Consider the following 19,458-nt stretch of genomic DNA (forward strand, 5'->3'; position numbering starts at 1 on the left):
CTCCTCATCGCTTGTGCTTCCGATCACAGAGTGTGCCGTATAAGTAGTATTAATACAAGTAATTCTGGTCTCTCGTAGTTCTATATGAACCAGAGCGGCGCACTTACCCGATCATTCATCCCGAGACCCGATCAATGAGAGGATGTGTGGGTGAGTCAGGAAACAGGCCCGAATGACCGGCACGAGCTGGTCCTCGGCACCATCGGCGCCCGGATCGCCGCCGGGGACCTGCCCGTCGGGGCCGTACTGACGCTGGACGGGATCTGCACCCAACACGCGGTGTCGCGGACCGTCGCACGCGAGGTGATCCGGGTACTCGAATCGATGGGGATGGTCGCCTCGCGCCGCCGCGTGGGCATCACCGTGCAGCCGCGCACGCGGTGGAGCGTCTTCGATCAACGGCTCATCCGGTGGCGCCTCGACGGCGACGAACGCGAGGACTTCCTGCTCACCCTGTCCGAGTTACGACGCGGAATCGAGCCCGCCGCAGCCGCTTTGGCGGCCGTTCGCGCCGACGAACACCAGTGCCGGGTGCTCGCGGCCGCGGCCTCCGACATGGCGGTACACGGCCGGACCGGCGATCTCGACGCATATCTCCAGGCGGACAAGATCTTTCATCGCGCGCTGCTGGAGGCGAGCGCGAACGAGATGTTCCGTGCGCTCACCGGCGTCGTCGGCGAGGTGCTGTCCGGGCGGACCCATCACGGCATGATGCCGGCGACACCGAATCCCGTGGCCATCGCTCTCCACGACGATGTCGCTCGGGCGATCCGTCTCGCCGATCCCGACACCGCGGAAGCCCGGATGCGCGCCATCATCGATGAGGCCGCATCAGCGGTCGCACAGCACGACCGGATGTCCGAATAGCTACCAGAGGTCAGCTGAAGCGGACGTTCATCGTCGCCAGGCCGAAGATCTTGCGGCCACCGGACTTGGCGATGAGCAGGATCACGCCGCTTCGGGTTTCAGGGTCCAGCGACTTGATCTTGCCGGAGAACTCGATGTCGCCGCCCTCGGCCGCGGAGACGGCGGCAACCTGGGACAGCCGTACCGCATAGCGGGTGACGGCACCGGGATCACCCGACCATGCGGAGACGAAGCCGGCGCCGAGTCCCATGGTGAGCATGCCGTGCGCGATCACGTCGGGAAGCCCGGCCGCCTTGGCGATCACCTCGTCCCAGTGGATCGGGTTGCCGTCCCCGGAGACACCCGCGTAGTTGACCAGATCGCCGCGGGAGAGCCGTGCGTGCCGCAGCGGCAACTCGGCACCCACGACCAGGTCGTCGAACCGCAGCGTGCCCGGCGTGCGCTCGACACCGGCATTGGAAAACCGTTGCGGGACATCGGGCCGCACCGTCTTGTGATAGTCGGCGCCGACCGCGTCGGTGGACAGCACGGTCACGTCGTGCACCATCAGACTGCGCGCGAGCGCCGTCATCGACTGGTCGACCTCGTCGCCGCCCACGCCGACGACGGTGGTGTGCATGGAGTGCACCGTCTCCCCGGCGGTATCGGTGAACGTGTTGGTGATGGTGAACATGTCGCGGCCCGCGATCCGACGCACTCCGGTGAGTTCGACGTCGGTGGTCAGTTCATCGCCTTCGACGATCGGCCGATGCTGCTCGAACACCTGCTCGGTCTGCACGTAGGTCTCGTAACCGACGACGACGGTCTCCAGCAGGGAGCGGTTGGCCGACATCGCCGGGATCGAGGTGAACGTCAGCGGCGTCACCAGTCCCGAGTAACCCAGTGCGGCCGCGGCGGATTCGTCGCGGTGCACCGGGTGAAAGTCCTGCACCGCACGCGCGTACTCGCGGATCTTCTCGCGGCCGACGAGATAGGTGCCGTCGACCTGGTAATAGTGGCCGAGCCGATCGGCGATCGCCGGGGCATCAGGAGAGGACATGAGGCATTACCTAACGGTGGTGAGGGACGATGCCGGTCGCCGCGCGACGGCGCGTCAGCCGACGAGTAGCTCGGCGATCTGAATCGTGTTGAGTGCAGCACCCTTTCGCAGGTTGTCACCCGAGATGAACAGCGCCAGCCCACGCCCGTCGGGCACGCCGGGGTCCTGCCGGATACGTCCGACCAGGGAATCGTCCTTACCGGCCGCGGCCAACGGCGTAGGCACCTCGACGACCTCGACGCCCGGTGCGCCGGAAAGGATTTCGGTGGCACGTTGCGGCGACAGCGGCGAGGCGAACTCGGCGTTGATCGACAACGAGTGACCGGTGAACACCGGCACGCGCACACACGTGCCACTCACCAGCAACTCCGGCAGACCGAGGATCTTGCGGGATTCGTTGCGCAGCTTCTGATCCTCGTCGGTCTCACCGGAACCGTCGTCGACCAGCGCACCGGCCAGCGCGACCACGTCGAACGCGATGGGGGCCACATACTTGACCGGCGCCGGGAAGTTCACCGAGGACCCGTCGTAGACCAGCTTCTCGACGTCATCGATCACCGCACGGGATTGGGAGGCAAGCTCTTCCACACCGGCCAGTCCGCTACCGGACACCGCCTGATACGACGACACGATCAGACGCGTCAGACCGGCCTCGTCGTGCAGCGGCTTGAGCACCGGCATCGCGGCCATCGTGGTGCAGTTCGGGTTGGCGACAATGCCTTTCGGCGGGTTCTTCGCCAACTCCCCGTTGACCTCCGAGACCACCAGCGGCACATCGGGATCCTTGCGCCAGGCGGAACTGTTGTCGATGACGGTCGCACCCGCGGCGGCAAAGCGCGGCGCCTGCTCCCGCGACATGGTGGCGCCCGCGGAGAACAACGCGATGTCCAGACCCGACGGATCGGCGGTCGCGGCATCCTCGACGACAATCTCGCCGTCACCCCACGGCAGCTTCTTACCCGCCGACCGCGGGGAGGCGAAGAAGCGCACCGAATCGGCAGGGAACTTGCGTTCCGCCAACAGGGTTCGCATGACTCCACCGACCTGCCCGGTGGCGCCGACCACTCCGATACTCACACCCATGGTTCAGCGCCCCGTTCCCGCGTAGACGACGGCTTCCTCGTCACCACCGAGCTTGAAGGCCTCGTGCAGGGCGCGCACCGCGTCGTCGAGTTCGGTGTCGCGGCACAGCACCGAGATCCGGATCTCGGAGGTCGAGATGAGTTCGATGTTGATGCCGACGTCGCTCAACGCCTCACAGAAGGTGGCGGTCACCCCCGGATGGCTCTTCATGCCGGCACCGACCAGCGACACCTTGCCGATGTGATCGTCGTAGAGCAGATCGGTGAAGCCGATCTCGGACTGCAGCTTGGTCAGCTTCTCCACGCCGAGCGGACCGAGCTCCCGCGGCAGGGTGAAGGTGATGTCGGTCTTGCCGGTCTCCACCTTCGAGATGTTCTGCAGCACCATGTCGATGTTGATCTCGGCGTCGGCGACGGCCCGGAACACCTTGGCGGCGTAGCCGGGTCGATCCTCGAGGCCGACGACGGTGATCTTGGCCTCGCTGCGGTCGTGTGCGACACCGGTGAGAATTGCTTCTTCCACGGGAATGTCCTCCATCGATCCGGCGACCAAGGTGCCGGGTTTGGTCGAGTACGACGAGCGCACGTGAACGGGAACGTTGTATCGGCGGGCGTATTCCACGCACCGCAGCATGAGCACCTTGGCGCCGCATGCGGCCATCTCGAGCATCTCCTCGAAGGAGACGGTCTCCAGCCGACGTGCGTCGGACACGATCCGCGGGTCGGCGGTGTAGACGCCGTCGACGTCGGTGTAGATCTCGCAGACGTCGGCCTCCAGCGCGGCGGCCAGCGCCACCGCGGTGGTGTCGGAGCCGCCGCGGCCCAGCGTGGTGATGTCCTTGGTGTCCTGCGACACCCCCTGGAACCCGGCGACGAGCACGATCTTGCCCTCGTCGAGCGCTGCCCGGACCCGGCCCGGCGTGACGTCGATGATCTTGGCCGCGCCATGGCTGCTGGTGGTGATCACGCCGGCCTGGGAGCCGGTGAACGACTGCGCCTGCGCACCCAGTGAGCTGATCGCCATCGCGACCAGCGCATTGGAGATCCGCTCGCCCGAGGTGAGCAGCATGTCCATCTCGCGCGGCGGGGGTGCCGGGTTGACCTGCTGGGCGAGGTCGAGCAGTTCGTCGGTGGTGTCACCCATCGCCGACACCACCACGACCACGTCGTTGCCCTGCTTCTTGGTCTCGACGATGCGCTCGGCGACACGACGGATGCGTTCGGCCGAGGAGACCGAGGATCCGCCATATTTCTGCACCACGAGTGCCACGTCGGCTGCCTCCCTGCATGGTTGTCGTCTGTGTTTGCCATGGCAACCTTACCGGCGGTCGGTCAGGGGCATGCGGGCGCCGGTGGTCGCCGGTGACCCGCGGGGCTCCCGCGCTCGGATGTGTGACCGGTACCGCCGACACCCGACCCGACGCACAGCGCTCTGCCCTACCATCTCTGGCGTGTCCACCACGAGTGCGCAGCGTGCACAGGCCGAGCCCACGAGCCCGGACGACGACGCGCTCGCGACGCGCGGCCGGGTCCCCGACTGGCGTTCGTGGATCCTGCCGATCGGCATCTACCTGGTCATTCGGGCCATCGGCATCGCCGTCCTGGCCCGCTTCGACGTCCTGCGCGGCGTGTCATTGCGCGACTCGCTGGCGGCCTGGGACGGCAAATGGATGCTGGCGATCGCCGAACACGGCTACGGCGGCGTGCCGATCGACCTCACCGACGCTCGCGGCATCCACTCCTCGGACACGGCGTACGCATTCTTCCCCGGCTACCCGTATGCGGTCGGGCTGATCGCGAAACTCCCGTTCGTCTCGCCGTTCGCGGCCGCGGTCCTGCTCAACCTGGTGCTGGGCTGTGTCGCCGCGGTCGGCGTCGCCCGGTTGGGAGCGCTGTGCGTGCGTCGGATGGCCGGCCGGTCACCGATGGTCGACGCGGTGTCGGCGCCGGACGCCACCGCATCCGAGACGGCCGACTCTGCTGACGGCCGCGTCGTCGACCCGCGCCGCGTCGGCCTGTATCTGGTGGCGATCTTCGCCGCGACACCCATGTCGGTGGTGCTGAACATGGCCTACACCGAAACCCTGTTCTGCGTGCTGAGCATCTGGGCGCTGGTCGGCGTGTTGGAACGCCGCTGGCTGCTCGCCGGGATCTGCGCCTGCCTGGTCGGGACCGTACGTCCGACGGCGGTGGTGGTGATCGGGGTGGTGATGCTGGCCGCGCTGATCGATCTGTTCGGTTCGGGGCGGTCTCCGTTCGCCGGGTGGCCGGCGGTGCGGGGCTGGCTCGCCGTCGTCATCAGCCCGCTCGGGTATCTCGGGTATCTCGCCGTGGTGTGGGCGCACACGGGTTCACCGACGGGCTGGTTCACCATCCAGACCCAGGGCTGGGACACCCGATTCGATTGGGGTGTGGCCGCATTCGATTTCGTCAACGACATGCTGGTGAACTCCGGTGAGATCGCCCCGGTGGCCACCGCGTGGATCATCGTCGGCACCCTGGTGCTGGTGTGCGTGGCGATCTGGGCGCGACTGCCGTGGCCGGTCGCGACCTACGGCGTGCTCGTCGTCGCGTCGATCGTGCTGTCGAGCGGGCTGATGATGAGCCGCCCCCGCCTGCTGCTGCCGGCGTTCGTGCTGCTGATCCCGCTGGCGATCCTGTTCGCCCGCGCCCGCCCGGCCACGGCCATCGCCGCGCTCGTCCCGATCGTCGTCGGCAGCGCCTGGTTCGGTGCGCACATGCTGACGGTGTATCCGCACGCGATGTGAGGGCCGGTCGCGGGTCCGCAAGGCCTGCCGAAAGTGGGGGAAGAACGTTCGTCCCCCAGAAACCTCATCGTCGGCGAGGAATGTCTGCCGGACGAATCAGCTTCTGGGGGACGAACGTGTCGGGTTTACGACGTCGTCGTCAGGCGAGCGCCGCGAACGTGCCGTCGAGGCCCGAGTCGCGCGGTACCGTCGTCTGACTCACCGACGGCACCTGCCACGGGCAGCGGTCGAAGCCGGTGCCGATCAACGACGTCACCGGCGTCCCGCGGTCGATGACCTGCAGTTCAAAACACGACCCAGGTCCGGCGTCCTCGGTGATCCAGTCCGCCATCACCGTCGCCAAGTACGCATTGATCGACGCGTCGACCAGCTCCGGTGGCAGCACCTCGTCATTGTCGATCGCGAGGTCGGATATGGCATCGGTGAGCTCGTAGGCCTGGTCGGTGGCCAGCAGCTGGGTGGTGCCGGCATCGAACCGGAATACCCACGCGTGATCGCCGGTCGGCGCCGCCGAGGCCGCCGGAGCCAGCGCCATACCCATCGAACATGCCGCCAGCGCGGCAAGCATCAGTCGCACAACCATTTTCATGTGTTCCCCCAACCCTCATCGGAAATCATCTGTGACCGCCATGCGGCTTCTGCACCATACAGCATGGCGGGTTCACCATAGCGGCGAGATATCAGATATGCGTGTCGGCGGGTGAGCACACTCGACGAGGATCGGCGCCCACTCGACAGGCAACGGCGCCCACTCGACGGGGATCAGCGCCCACTCGACGCTTCGAAACCTGCGCACAGGTAGGCCACGCCGGCGTCGAGGATGGTGCGTGGCGACAGCAGACGTCCGACGTCGGCCCGCGCCGCGACCGACGACACGATCGGCAGCGATGCCAGCCGGGTGTCGTCGTCGCGTTCGGTCCAGCCCTGCAGCAGATCGCCGAGCCCACCGCCGGCGTCGGCGGCCGTCCCCTCGGCGCGCAGGATCTGCTCGCTGACGCCGACCAGGGCGACGCCGTTGACGTAACTCCAGAACGTCAGCACCATCTCGACCGCGCGCGCGGGTTCGACGCCGAGTTGCCCGAATCCGTCGGACAGCCACTCGAGCCCCTCGAGGGAGTCGTCGCCGAATCCGTAGCGTGGCACCGAGTAGGCCAGCACCACCCACGGGTGGCGCTGATAGAGCTGCCAGTCGATGTCGGTGGCGATGGCGATCCGCTCGCGCCACGTCGGCGCCGGGTCCATCTCGACGGGATAGGGAAAACGCCGTCCGACCTCGGCCGCCATCGCGACCAGCAGCGCATCCTTGTCCGCGACGTGCCGGTACAACGACATCGCGCCGACACCGAGATCGTCGGCGATCCGGCGCATCGAGAGCGCGTCGAGTCCGTCACGGTCGGCGATGGCGATGGCCGAATCGACGATCGCCGACGTCGTCAGCTTCTGCGTCTGCGGGGCCACCGTTTCTCCCTCCTGACCGACCGCCGGGTCACCACGTGTGACATTCACCGGGAATAACCCACTTGCGTACAGCGTACTCATATCCGTACCGTCAGTGAGCGTACGACGTACGCGTCGCTTCGACGAGAACCGTCCACACCGAGCACAGTCCACACCGGACACCATCCCCACCGAGCACCACCATCCCCACGAGCACCACCATCCCCACGAGCACACGGAGAGTCGCATCATGTCCACCCAGTACCGCCCCGTCGATCAGCGTCACCGCGAACCCGCGCGCGCCGATCGCCGAACCTGGCTGGGTCTGGCCGTGCTGACCCTGCCGGTGTTGCTGGTGTCGATGGACTTCTCCGTCCTGTACCTGGCCATCCCGTCGATCACCGACGCCATCGAACCGACGGCCGCGCAGCAGTTGTGGATTCTCGACATCTACGGCTTCCTCATCGCCGGCCTGCTCATCACCATGGGCAACGTCGGTGACCGACTCGGTCGTCGGCGCATCCTGCTGGCCGGCGCCGCCGTCTTCGGTATCGCGTCGGTGATCGCCGCGTTCGCACCGAGCGCCGGCATCCTCATCGCCGCGCGTGCCCTGATGGGGATCGGCGGCGCGACGCTGATGCCGTCGAGCCTGTCGCTGATCGCCAACATGTTCCCGAACGCCCGTGACCGCGGTCGCGCCATCGGCGTGTGGACGGCCGCCTTCGCCGGCGGCTCGGCCATCGGTCCGGTGGTGGGAGGCGTTCTGCTGCACCACTTCTGGTGGGGTGTCGTCTTCCTCATCAACGTGCCGGTGCTGGCCGTGCTGTTCCTGCTCGCCCCGCGCCTGGTGCCCGAGTACCGGGCCCCGTCGACCGACCGCTTCGACATCGTCGGCGTCGTCCTGTCGCTGCTGGCGATCCTGCCGATCGTCTACTCGATCAAGACGATGGCCGCCGAGGGCGTCACCCCGCTCGTCGCCGTCATCGGCGTGGTGGGCGTGGCGATGTTCGCGGTGTTCATCGTGCAGCAACGCTCCGCGCGGGCACCACTGCTCGACCTGAAGCTCTTCGCCAATGCGCAGTTCAGCTCCGCCGTCGCGGTGGCGCTGGTCGGCATGATGGCCCTCGGCGGCACCTCGTATCTGACCGGGGTCTACCTGCAGTCGGTGATGGGCCACGACGTGCTCGCCGCCGCCCTCGCCGGTCTGCCGATGGCCATCGCCGTCGCCGTGTTCTCGATCGGCGCGAGCCGCGTCGCCGCCTGGGTGGGTGTGCGCACCGCGTTCATCGGCTCGGTGGTCCTGGCCGCCGCCGGCAACCTGGGATTGCTGTGGCTGACCACCGACAGCCCGCTCTGGATCTATCTGGTGGCCACGTCGGTCGCCGGTATCGGCTACGGCATCCAGTTCAGCCTGGTCTCCGACATCGTGGTCGGTTCGGTTCCGCCGGAACGGTCCGGCGCGGCGTCGGGCATCTCCGAGACGAGCTTCGAACTCGGGACCGCGCTCGGCCTGGCCCTGCTCGGGTCGCTGGCCACGCTGGTGTTCCGTGAGCACGCCGACGGCCGGAACTTCGGCGACACCCTCGGTGAGACCCTGCACGACGCCGGGCAGCTGGGCCCCGACGGCACCGCACTGGCCGACGCCGCACGCAGCGCCTTCGTCGACGGCATCCACGCGGCATCGCTGGCCGCGGTGATCACGTTGTCGGTGCTGGCGGTGGTCCTGGCTGTGGTGCTGCGCACACCGGTCGGCGACGACGACGATGCCGCCGTCGAGACACCGTAGGCTCGTCGGGGTGCACGCACCGATCGAGAATCGCTGGAGCGCCCGCGGCTACGACCCCGAGGCGACGATCACCACCGCGGAGGTGACCGACGTCCTCGAGGCCGGCCGATGGGCACCCACCTGGGGCCGTATCCAGCCGGTCCGGTTCATCGTCGGGCTCCGCGGCGACGACACCTTCACGCGGCTGGCCGCAACCCTCAACCGCGGCAACAAGAGTTGGGCACCGGCCGCCGGCGCCCTCATCCTGCTGAGCACCAGCAACAATCCCGACGACGCCATGGTGCACGAGTACGGCGCCGTCGACCTCGGATTCGCCGCCGCACAGATGAGCATCCAGGCCGTCTCGATGGGGCTCAACGCGCACCCGATGGCCGGATTCGACGTTGCCGCCGCGCGGGCGGAGTTCGGTGTCCCGGCCGAGTCCCGACCGATGCTGGTCCTCGCCCTGGCCCGCCTGGCCGCCGACCCGACCACCCTCGCCCCCGAGGTCGCCGAACGCGACGCCTGGCCCCGGGAACGACTCCCCTTGCACGACATCACCTTTGCCGGGCAGTGGGGCACGTCCTTCTACCCCGCCGACTGATCACCGCCGACTGACCACCGCCGGCCGCCGATCGCTCCCCGATGAGTTCCCCGCCGCCGCAGACGCATCCCCGTGTCGGGCTGCTGGGTCCCATCACGGTCATCGACGGTGACGACGAGACACCCATCACGTCCGGGCGCGCCCGGGCACTGCTGACCGCCCTCGCGCTGGCCCATCCGCGGCCGGTCGGCGTCGCCGCACTGGTCGCCGACGCCTGGGCAGACCGGCCGCCACAGAATCCGGCCGGGGCCGTGCAAACGCAGATGTCCCGCCTTCGGCAGGTCCTCGGTACCGGATCGATCGTGGGCTCGGCCGCCGGATATCGACTCGATCTCGCCGTGCCGGTCTCCGATCTCGCTGTGGCCGAATCACTGTCGGACCTCGACGACGACTCGGACGGGGCCGGCGCGGCCCGGGTGCTCGCGCTCTGGCGTGGCGACGCCGGCGCCGACCTGCCGGCCGGTGAACTCCGGGATCGCCTGCGCGCCCGGGCCGATCGCGCCCACCGCGCCGCGCTCGAGCGGGAGTGGCATGCCCGCCTGTCACACGACCCGGCCGGCGTGGCGGCCGAGATCGCCGATGTGCGTGGCGATCTGCCACTCGACGAGCATCTCGCGGCGCTCCAGATGCGGGCCCACCTGGCCGCGGGCGATCCGAATGCGGCGCTCCGCATCCACGCGGAGATCAGTGCCGAACTCGCCGAGCGGCTGGGCGCCGATCCCGGTCCGGCACTTGCCGCCGCCCATAGCGCCGCCCTCGCGTTCGCTCCGCTGCCCCACACCCCGGCACCGCCGGCCGACACGTTCCTCGCCGACGCCGGCACCAATGCCGAACTCGCCGAGGCGATTGCACGATCATCGCTGGTGACGATCGTCGGCCCCGGCGGCATCGGCAAGACCCGACTGATCACCGAGTACATCGCGTCGACCCGACCTGCCGAGGTCTTCGTCGACCTGTCGGCGGCCCGACATCCCGACGACGTCGCGGCCGCCGTCGCCATCGCGCTGGGACGGGGCTCCCTGCCCGAACAGGACATCTCGACGGCCGCGCCGTCGGTCACCACCGGCGCCGTCCTCGCCCAGCTGAGCCCCGTCGGTGCGCTCGTGGTGCTCGACACCTGTGAACACCTGGTGGCCTTCGTCGCCGACCTCGTCGACGACATCCGTTCCCGCCGAGCCGATCTCACCGTCGTGGCCACCAGCACGACCCCGCTGGGGGTGCCCGACGAGCGCATCGTGACCGTCGGCCCGCTCGACACCGACCGCGGCGTCGAACTCGTCACCCGGCGGGCCCGCGAGTTGCGGTCGGACGTTCACCTCGATCGCGGCCTGCTGATCGAGTTGTGCCGACGCCTCGACGGTTCCCCGTTGGCACTGGAACTCGCAGCGGCACAACTGCGTTACCTGTCGCTGGCCGATGTAGTCGGGCGACTCGACGCACGTTTCGGGTTGCTCGCCGTCGCCGGTGCAGGCCGACACCATCGCATCGCCGACGTCGTCGCCGCCAGCTGGGACCTGGTGAGCCCGTCCGCCCAACGCACCCTGGCGGTCCTGGCCCTGTTCCCCTCAGACGTACGCCTGGACGACGCACTCGTTTTCGGGTCGGTGACGCTACCCGCGCTCGCCGAACTCTGTGATCACCACATGGCGAGCGTCGTCGACTTCGACGACGGCCGCACGCGGTACCGGATCACCGAGACGGTGCGGGAGTTCGTCCGGGAACGCACCCGCCTCGACCCACCGACACACCGCGCACTGACACTCGAATTCGTTTCCTGGGCAGCCGATGTCGTGGCCTCGACGACCGATGATCTGATCGCCGGCCGGGTTGGCGACGCCGCCGGGCGCCTCGACGAGAGCACCGACGCGGTGTTGGCCGCCCTCGACGATCCCGCCACCGCCGCCATCCCGGGGGCCGTCGCCCGTCTTCTCCCGATCACCCTGTGGCGGCTGGTACGAACCGGCGGTTACCCCGACGCCGAACGGCTCGCGGTGATCGCCCTCGATCACCCCGGAAGCCCCGACGATGTGCTCGGATTATTGTGCGCCACCGCCTATCTCATGGTTCGTCGACGGTTCCGGGAGGCCGCGCGGGCGCGGACCCGGCTGCGCGCCGCGGTCCGCCGGGCACCGGCGACCGCCGGGCCGATCGCACTGGCCGTCGACATCGTCACCGGATCGCCGCGTGCGACCGCGCGCATCCTCACCGACGCCACTCGCTCCTCCGACGCCGTGGTCGCCGCACTCGCCGAGATCGTCCGCTCCGATGTCGCCGAATTCTATGCGGCGGTGCACTTCTCCCGTCGATGCGCCCTGGCGGCGCTGGTGTGCGCCGAGCGGGCGGGACACCCGTGGCTGATCGCCGCCGCCCGCCAACGGCTCGGCCGCGGGCATGCCCTGACCGGGGACCGACCGGGTGCGGCCGCCCTCTATGCCCGCAGCGCCGACGACTTCGCCACGATCGGGTTCTCCGACGAGTCCACGGGTATCCGCATCCATCAGGCCCTGGCCCTGGCACCCTCGGATCCGGCCGCGGCCACCGAGATCCTCGAGGCGTGCCTGCTCGCCGCCGGTGATTCGCGGCGCCCGCACGTCGCCACCGCCCACATGGCCCTGTCGGTGCTGCGCCTGCCGGAGAACCCGCAGGCGGCGCGGCGCTCCGCGGACACCGCGATCGCCATCATCGGGGCGCCGCACGACGGGCACTCGGCCTACCTGCACGGGGTGCGTGCGGTGATCCTGGCCCGGTCCGGCGCCGAGGTGGCCGCACGGCTCGCGGCCGACGCACTCGGCGTCGCGTTGCGGTTTCTGGTGGCGGCACCGACCGTCAATCTGCCGGCGCTGGCCGGGGCGGCCGCGGCGATCTGTCTGGTCGAGAACCGCGCCGCCGACGATCCGCTCGCCGCCGCCGCCCGGGGTGCCCACTACCGGCGCGACTTCGCGGTGATCGACCTGGGCGAGGGACCTCGGTCACACCGTCGGAGCCTGATTCGGCTGGTCGGATAGGTTTCGAGACGTCGTCGACGCACCGGTGAAAGGGAGATGAAAGGCCGGCCGGGCACTGTGGTCGGCATGCTTCCCGACATCGCGATCAACGCGGAGCACCTGCGCAAGACCTTCGGTGACGTCGTCGCCGTCGACGACGTCTCGCTCACCGTGCCCACCGGTTCGGTCCTCGGCGTCCTCGGACCCAACGGGGCCGGCAAGACGACCACGGTCCGCATGCTGGCGACCCTGATCCGCCCGGACTCCGGCCATGCCACCATCTTCGGACGGGACCTGACCGGCGATCCCACCGCTGTGCGTTCCCTGATCTCCCTGACCGGGCAGTACGCATCGGTCGACGAGGATCTCACCGCCCTGGAGAATCTCGAGTTGTTCGGTCGGCTCCTGGGTTTCAGTGGTCGCAAGGCCCGCGCCAGGGGCAGCGAGTTGATCGAGCAGTTCGGGCTCGCTGCCGCGGCGAACCGTCCGGTCAGCGGATTCTCCGGCGGCATGCGTCGCCGCGTCGACCTGGCCGCCTCGATGATCCGCACACCGGCCCTGCTGTTCCTCGACGAACCGACCACCGGACTCGACCCCACCACCCGCACCCAGGTGTGGTCGGTGGTACGCGATCTCGTCGATCAGGGCACCACGGTGCTGCTGACGACCCAGTACCTCGAAGAGGCCGACCAACTCTCCGATTCCCTGGTCGTCATCGACTCGGGCCGCGTGGTCGCCTCCGGTGACGCCGACTCCCTCAAGGACCGCGTCGGCACCCGTTCCCTGGAGGTCGCGGTGGAACCGGCCCGGCTCGACGACGCCGCACGGGTTCTGCGCGACGTACTCGACGCGACGGTGACCGCGACCCCGGAGAACGGGCGACTGGTGGCACCGATCGCCGACCCGTCGCTCTCGGCGCGGGCGGTGGTCGCACTCGAGGACGCGGGTATCACGGTCGCCGAGATCTCGGTCCGCCGACCGAGTCTCGACGACGTCTTCTTCTCCATCACCGCTGCCCCGGCGGCGCCGCCGGCATCCGATACGGACTCCGCCACCGAAAGCGAGGCCGCGGCATGACCACTGTCGCCGAAACCCCGTCACCCGGAATCGACTTCGGTCCGGTCATCGAACGCATCGGACCCGGCAAGGTCGTCGCCGACACGTTGACGATGACCCGCCGTGGATTGCTGCGGCTCAAGCACACCCCCCAGCAACTCTTCGACGTCATCGTCATCCCGATCGTCTTCACCGTGATGTTCGCCAACATCTTCGGGGGCGCCATCGCCGGCAGCGTGGATGCGTATCTGCCGCAACTGGTTCCGGGCGTGCTGGTGTCGGTGGCGATCACCAGTTCGGTGGTCACCGGTGTGCAACTCCGGGAGGATATGGACCGCGGGGTGTTCGACCGATTCATCTCCCTGCCGATCGCCCGGATCTCTCCGCTGGCCGGATCGCTGATCGCCGACGTGGTGCGCTACTTCATCGCCTCGGTGATGTCGATCGGCGTCGGAATGGTGATGGGGTATCGACCCAACAGCGTGCTGGGCACCGTCGCCGGGGTGATCCTGACCATGTTCGCAGCCTTCGCGATCAGCTGGATCTTCGCCCTCATGGGCGTATTGATGTCCAAAGCATCTGCGGTGCAGGGTGTCTCGATGCTGGTGCTGATGCCATTGACGTTCACCTCCAACATCTTCGTCCCGGTGACGACGATGCCCACCTGGATGCAGAACCTGGCCGACGTCAACCCGATCTCGCATCTGGTGTCGTCATTGCGGTCGTTGATCAATGACGGGGCGGTGACCGGCCACGTCGCGTGGACCCTGCTCGGGACGCTGATCATCATCGCCGTTTTCGCGCCGATCACGGTGCGCGCGTATCTGCGTAAGGCCTGACGACGCCCGTTCCTCCCCACCCGCACGACAAGGACGAAAACTGTTGGTGACCAACGCCGCACACCCCACATCGATGTCTGCGGCACCCGGCCGCCCGGAACGGCTCACCCCCGACGACGACCTCTTCGTCCGGATGGAACACGCGATGGGGCTACCGGTGATCAATCAGGCCGTCTGGCGCCTGCCGACCCGCCTCGACCCTGCCCGCTTCACCGAACTCGGCGCGGCACTGACCCACGGACGTATGAGCAGACTCGTTGTCCGGTGTGCATTTCCGTTGCGAGACCGATGGGTTCACACGCCGGATGCGGGACGTCACGCCTTCGCCGACGAGCAGATCGACGCCGCCGACGGAGCCGGGTGGGCGCTGGCGCAGGCCAACCTCGGGATCGACAGTGTCACCGGGCCGTCGTGGCGCATGAGTGCGATCACCACGCGGGACACCGACGAGACGTTCGTGTCCTGGGTGTCGTCGCATGTCATCGGCGACGGGGGCGCGGTGATCACCGGCATCGGCGAAGCCCTCGACGGCATCGGATATGACGCCACGGATGCCGACCCCGGCATGCCGGACACGGTGCGCGAGGGTGCCGATGCGCTGCGCACCAGTGCCGTCGCCGCCTATCGACTCGCGCGACACCGCACTCGGCCCGCACCACTTCCACGTCCGACCGCGCCCGATCCTGCCGTGTCGGCCGAGGACTGGGGCGGAGTCAGTCCGACCGTCATCGTCACCATCCCGGATGCCGCCTTCGACGTGGTCGCGAAACGCGTCGGCGGTACCGCCAACACCCTGTTCACCGCCATCGTCATCGGCATTCTCGAAGACTCTGGCGCGGTCGCCGACGGCGACGAGATCCCGGTGAATCTGCCCGTCTCGACCCGTATCCCGGGCGATCGACGGGCGAATGCGAGTACCGGCGTCACCGCCCGCATACGGGTGAGCCCCGCCCTGCGCACCGATCTGAGTCCGTTGCGCACGGCCAGCAAGACCGCGTTCGCCTCGGCAACAGGTGCACCGAGTTCACTTGCGCTGCTGGGCCGTCTGGCTCAGCCACTGGGCGACTCCATCGTCCGACGACTGGCCGCCGACTCCCGTGCACCCCTGTGTCTCGCATCCAACCTGGGCACCCTCGACGCCGGATTCGCCGGCCTCGGAACCGGACTGCCCGGTTCGGTGGCGATGCGCTCGATGACCGTCGGCGCCTCCCTGGACGTGATGCGCCGGATGGCCGGCGGCATCAGTGGCTGGTCATCGCGCAGCGCCGGACACATCACCCTGTGCATCACCGCACTCGATCCCGACCGCGTCGCCAACACCGCAACGCTCACATCGCTGGTCGCCGAGGAACTCTCACGCTGGGATCTCGACGGATCGTTCTGGGGCGCCCAGCCAGAGGAGTAGGACCTCAGCGGCCCCGCCGGCCGAGTGCACGCAACCCGCTGGTCGAGTGCGCCTGGTCCCCGCTGGCCGAGTGTGCTTAATCCCCGCTGGTCGAGTGCGCCGCGCGAGCGAAGCGAGCTCGTCGCATATCGAGACCACCTCCGCACCCCCGCTGGCCGAGTGCCGACGAGCTTGCGAGTCGGTGTATCCGCCCGGCCGAGCTTGTCGAGGTCGAGGCCACCTCCGCAAGCCGCAAGCAGTACGCAAGCACCAGCTTCACCCCCGCTGGTCGAGTGCGCCGCGCGAGCGAAGCGAGCTCGTCGCGTATCGAGACCACTTCGGCAAACTGACATCGAAACCGGGCCACCACCAACCGATTCCGCGCCGAAGAAACTTGTCGGACCCCCTCGCTACACTTGACTCAGTTCAGTTGATCCGACCGAGCAGAGGAGGTGAACATCATGGCCACCAACATGATTGGCAGCCACAAGGCACCGGAACTGTCGATGACCGCCGACGACGCCGCCATGATCGATCACCTCCCCGTCGAGGCCGCGACCGCTCTGGCTCGTTCCCTGCAACGCCAGGAACGACAAGTGATCGCGCGGAAAGTGCTCTCCGCGGCGCGGATCGGGCACACCGTGTACGACGAGATGCTGCTCTCGGGCCATCAGACCAACGTGCACACCACCGGCGCCGTCGACAAGTCCGCCACCGGCAAGGTATCCACCACCCTGGGCGTCTCGGTGCCGCAAGCCACCGCGTGGATGACGCTCAGCTTCCTGCTGTCGACGCTCCCGACCGTGACCGCGGCGTTCTTGGACGGTGACCACTCGCTGGAACGTATCCGCATCATCGCCAACGAGATCGCCGTCCTGTCCGACGACGACGTCCGCGCCTTCGCCGAAACCCGTGCACTGCAACTGGCCGAACGCAATCAGGCGGATAAGACCCTGCGGGATCAGGTCATCGAGATGGTGATCGCCCTGGATCCCGACGGCGCCGCGGACCGTCGCGAGGAAGCTGCCGCACGTGACCAGAATGTGCGGGTCCGCCGAGACACCAACGGGCACTGCAGCATCTCCGTCTACGCACCAGGTGAGATGGGTGCCCATCTGGCGGCGCGGATCGCGAAGATGATCAGTGAGCGGATCTGCCCGCGTGATCCGCGTCGTCAGGGTCAGGTGCAGGTCGCGGCGTTCGCCGAAATCCAAGGACTGCCCGGCGCGCAGCTGTCGTGTGAGTGCGGTCGGGGCGACTGCTCGCGGGCGATCCCCTTGCCGGAAGAACCCAGTGGCCTGACCGAACTCGACATCGACCCCGCCGCGACTGATCTATCTGGCGATGTCGAGGTCGATGCGGACGCCGACATGACCGACGATCCCGAGACGATCACCGACGGCGACGCTGACTGTGACGACGCTGACTGTGCGGCAACGGATACTGTTGAGGCACAACCCGACGCGGACACCGATGCGCAGTTGTCGCTGTCGTTGATCACCGACCCGTCCGGGCAGCGGGAAGCTCGGTTGGAGTACTTCGGCGTTGTCGACGACGCTCACGCTGCAATCTTGATCAGTTCGGGACAGCTCGTCACCGTCACCGAGTTTCCCACCCTGGACATCCCCAGCATCAGCACCACCACCTCTCTGGACCGGATACCGGCGGCGTGGCGTCGCCTCGACGATCCGTTCCCGGCGGCACCGATCGACCCGACCGGGCACGGCGGCTATTTCTTCCCGCCGCCGGGTGCGTTGACGTATCGGATTCCGGCGTGGTTGCGGGAGAAGATCATCGAGTTGGATGGCACGTGCCGGTACCCGCATTGCGGGCGACCGGCCAGTGAATGCCAGATCGATCACGTGGTGAAGTTCGTGCACCAGGATCCGATCACCGGTGGCTGGACCGTGGAATTCAACCTGATGCCGTTGTGTACCCCGGACCATCAGCGCAAGCACATGGGGTTGTTGATCCCCACTATGTTGTCGGATCGGGCTGTCATCTGGCGTGATCCGGTCACCGGGGAGACCATCACCACCTATCCGCGGTAGGTCACTGCCGTCGGGTGGTGCTGCGCTGCAATCGGTTTCCAGCGTCGGGTTGCGTGGTCTCGACACGCCACGGGCTCGCAAGCTCGCACGAGGCGGCTCGACCGGCGAGACGGTGACGGCTCGATCGGCGGGAGTCTGGGTGCGCTGCAATCGGTTTCCAGCATCGGGTTGCGAAAGTGGTCTCGACCTCGACAAGCTCGGCCCGGCGGGATGAGTGGTGCTACTCCGCAACGGGTTTCCGGATCATTCCCCCGCCGGCACCGGCAACCGCACCTCGACGATGTCGGCGGCGGCGGCCACGGCACGCTTCGGGGACACCATCCGCTGGGCGAACTCCACTGCTGCGCAACGGACCTTCTCCGTCAGGACCGTTGACAGGTCCGCGCGGATCGACTCGTCGGTCAGTGCCGAGAACGCTCGGCCGGTGCCGACTCCGAGGGTGCGGATACGCTCCGCCCAGAACGGCTGCTCGGCGGTGAACGAGTACACCGCCGATGGCACACCGGCCCGCAGTGCGGCGGCCGTCGTCCCCGCTCCCCCGTGGTGGACCACTGCGGCGCAGCGTGGGAACAGCCACGCGTGATTGACCGCACCCACGTGATAGATGGACGTGTCGTCGGCGTCGACCCCGGGCGTGGCTCCCAGGCCGAACACACATCGAACGCCGAGTTCGGCTGCAGCCGCGCCGAACAGTGACCGAACCCGCTGCGGGTCGGTCACCGGCATCGAGCCAAACCCGACAAACACCGGCGGCTCGCCCGCGTCGAGCCACTCGGCCAGTTCGGCGTCCCCATGCGAGGTCTCGGCGAGGTGATCGCGGGCGCCGGCGGGCAGGTCGAGGAATCCGATGATGGGTTTGACCGCGTGCCCGGCCTTCCATTCGGCAACCAACTCCGGAGCGATGGCCGGGTCGTAGGCCTGGATCTGCGGAACCCGCAACACCCCGAGACGATCCGGGCAGCCGGTGCGCGCGGCGGGCCTGCCGATCCGCCGACGAAATCCGTTCTCGCTGTATCGTGTTGCCCACCACACGATGCGGTCATAGGCCCGCCAGCTGCGTCGCTTCCACTTCGGCGACCACGAGTCGGTGACGCCGGGTAGCGGACCGATCACCCCGCTCTCCGACATCGGCGCATAGCGCAGCACCGTCAATGGCACGCCCAACCGCTCGGCGAGCGCGAGGCCCCGTGCCTGACACAACGGGGCGGCGATCAGCATGTCGACGTCGGTGATCGCCGCGTCGTCGTCGAGGAAGGTCTCGACCATGGCCCGGTCGAAGGCCGAGATGCCGTCCCGTACCGTGTCGAGCGCGAATCGTGCACGCGTCCATGGGTTTCGGGACCGCTGGGCGTCCAGCGCCTCATCGGAGGACCACTGCGTGCCGGTGTCGCGGCCGATGGCCACCACCGTCGCCACTCCCGCGTTCCGCGCGAAGCCCAGCAGATTGGGCGGTACCGCGACACTGACCCGATGGCCACGCCGCTGGAGTTCGACGGCCAGACACACCCCGGGCTGCACGTCGCCCCGACTGCCGTAGAGGATGACGGCGACATGCGCGCCGTCGGATCGGCTTGTCATCATG

Annotated in this window: 15 protein-coding genes; 9 read left to right on the forward strand and 6 right to left on the reverse strand. The window is 68.3% G+C overall.

Annotated features, from left to right (window positions below; genetic code table 11):
- Positions 1-150 precede the first annotated feature (150 nt).
- Positions 151-867: a FadR/GntR family transcriptional regulator gene (locus tag ABLE92_RS17935; RefSeq protein ID WP_348806113.1), complete on the forward strand. Its 717-nt coding sequence runs from the start codon at positions 151-153 to the stop codon at positions 865-867.
- Between the two features lie 10 nt (positions 868-877).
- Here ABLE92_RS17935 and ABLE92_RS17940 read toward each other — a convergent pair whose 3' ends face one another.
- Genes ABLE92_RS17940 through ABLE92_RS17950 form a run of 3 tightly spaced genes read right to left on the reverse strand, consistent with a single transcriptional unit; the run spans position 878 to position 4,258 of the window.
- Positions 878-1,906 (reverse strand): fused (3R)-hydroxyacyl-ACP dehydratase subunits HadA/HadB, encoded by a 1,029-nt coding sequence (locus tag ABLE92_RS17940; protein ID WP_348806114.1) that lies wholly within the window; start codon positions 1,904-1,906, stop codon positions 878-880.
- 54 nt (positions 1,907-1,960) lie between these two features.
- Entirely contained in the window at positions 1,961-2,989 is a 1,029-nt protein-coding gene (locus ABLE92_RS17945; RefSeq protein WP_348806115.1) for an aspartate-semialdehyde dehydrogenase, read from the reverse strand.
- A gap of 3 nt (positions 2,990-2,992) precedes the next feature.
- The gene (locus ABLE92_RS17950; protein WP_348806116.1) at positions 2,993-4,258 is read right to left on the reverse strand and encodes an aspartate kinase; all 1,266 of its coding nucleotides are present in this window, start codon (positions 4,256-4,258) and stop codon (positions 2,993-2,995) included.
- Between the two features lie 118 nt (positions 4,259-4,376).
- On the opposite strand from ABLE92_RS17950, the gene ABLE92_RS17955 reads away from it, so the two are divergent.
- Positions 4,377-5,756 (forward strand): putative hexosyltransferase, encoded by a 1,380-nt coding sequence (locus tag ABLE92_RS17955; protein ID WP_348806117.1) that lies wholly within the window; start codon positions 4,377-4,379, stop codon positions 5,754-5,756.
- Between the two features lie 139 nt (positions 5,757-5,895).
- Here ABLE92_RS17955 and ABLE92_RS17960 read toward each other — a convergent pair whose 3' ends face one another.
- Complete coding sequence (locus ABLE92_RS17960; RefSeq protein WP_348806118.1) at positions 5,896-6,345, reverse strand: hypothetical protein; 450 nt, start codon at positions 6,343-6,345, stop codon at positions 5,896-5,898.
- Between the two features lie 173 nt (positions 6,346-6,518).
- A complete protein-coding gene (locus tag ABLE92_RS17965) occupies positions 6,519-7,214 on the reverse strand; it encodes a TetR/AcrR family transcriptional regulator (RefSeq protein WP_348806119.1) in 696 nt (231 codons plus the stop codon).
- A gap of 229 nt (positions 7,215-7,443) precedes the next feature.
- On the opposite strand from ABLE92_RS17965, the gene ABLE92_RS17970 reads away from it, so the two are divergent.
- The 7 genes from ABLE92_RS17970 to ABLE92_RS18000 all read left to right on the forward strand — a co-directional run bounded on the left by ABLE92_RS17970 (position 7,444) and on the right by ABLE92_RS18000 (position 17,876).
- Positions 7,444-8,979, forward strand: a complete 1,536-nt coding sequence (locus ABLE92_RS17970) for an MFS transporter (protein WP_348806120.1) — start codon at positions 7,444-7,446, stop codon at positions 8,977-8,979.
- A gap of 10 nt (positions 8,980-8,989) precedes the next feature.
- Entirely contained in the window at positions 8,990-9,562 is a 573-nt protein-coding gene (locus ABLE92_RS17975; protein ID WP_348806121.1) for a nitroreductase family protein, read from the forward strand.
- A 41-nt stretch (positions 9,563-9,603) separates the two neighbouring features.
- Positions 9,604-12,567 carry an ATP-binding protein gene (locus ABLE92_RS17980; protein ID WP_348806122.1) on the forward strand — a complete coding sequence of 988 codons (2,964 nt, stop codon included), beginning with the start codon at positions 9,604-9,606 and terminating at the stop codon, positions 12,565-12,567.
- Between the two features lie 66 nt (positions 12,568-12,633).
- The gene (locus tag ABLE92_RS17985) at positions 12,634-13,623 is read left to right on the forward strand and encodes an ATP-binding cassette domain-containing protein (protein WP_348806123.1); all 990 of its coding nucleotides are present in this window, start codon (positions 12,634-12,636) and stop codon (positions 13,621-13,623) included.
- On the forward strand, positions 13,620-14,441 hold the full coding sequence (locus tag ABLE92_RS17990) for an ABC transporter permease (protein ID WP_348806124.1): 822 nt from the start codon (positions 13,620-13,622) through the stop codon (positions 14,439-14,441). Before ABLE92_RS17985 ends, ABLE92_RS17990 begins: the two co-directional genes overlap by 4 nt.
- Positions 14,442-14,514: 73 nt before the next feature.
- Entirely contained in the window at positions 14,515-15,846 is a 1,332-nt protein-coding gene (locus ABLE92_RS17995; protein ID WP_348806126.1) for a hypothetical protein, read from the forward strand.
- Positions 15,847-16,286: 440 nt separating this feature from the next.
- A complete protein-coding gene (locus ABLE92_RS18000; RefSeq protein WP_348806127.1) occupies positions 16,287-17,876 on the forward strand; it encodes an HNH endonuclease signature motif containing protein in 1,590 nt (529 codons plus the stop codon).
- Between the two features lie 243 nt (positions 17,877-18,119).
- Here ABLE92_RS18000 and ABLE92_RS18005 read toward each other — a convergent pair whose 3' ends face one another.
- Complete coding sequence (locus ABLE92_RS18005) at positions 18,120-19,457, reverse strand: glycosyltransferase (protein ID WP_348806128.1); 1,338 nt, start codon at positions 19,455-19,457, stop codon at positions 18,120-18,122.
- Position 19,458 lies beyond the last annotated feature (1 nt).

Source organism: Gordonia oleivorans (genome assembly GCF_040044975.1).
GTDB classification, from domain to species: domain Bacteria; phylum Actinomycetota; class Actinomycetes; order Mycobacteriales; family Mycobacteriaceae; genus Gordonia; species Gordonia oleivorans.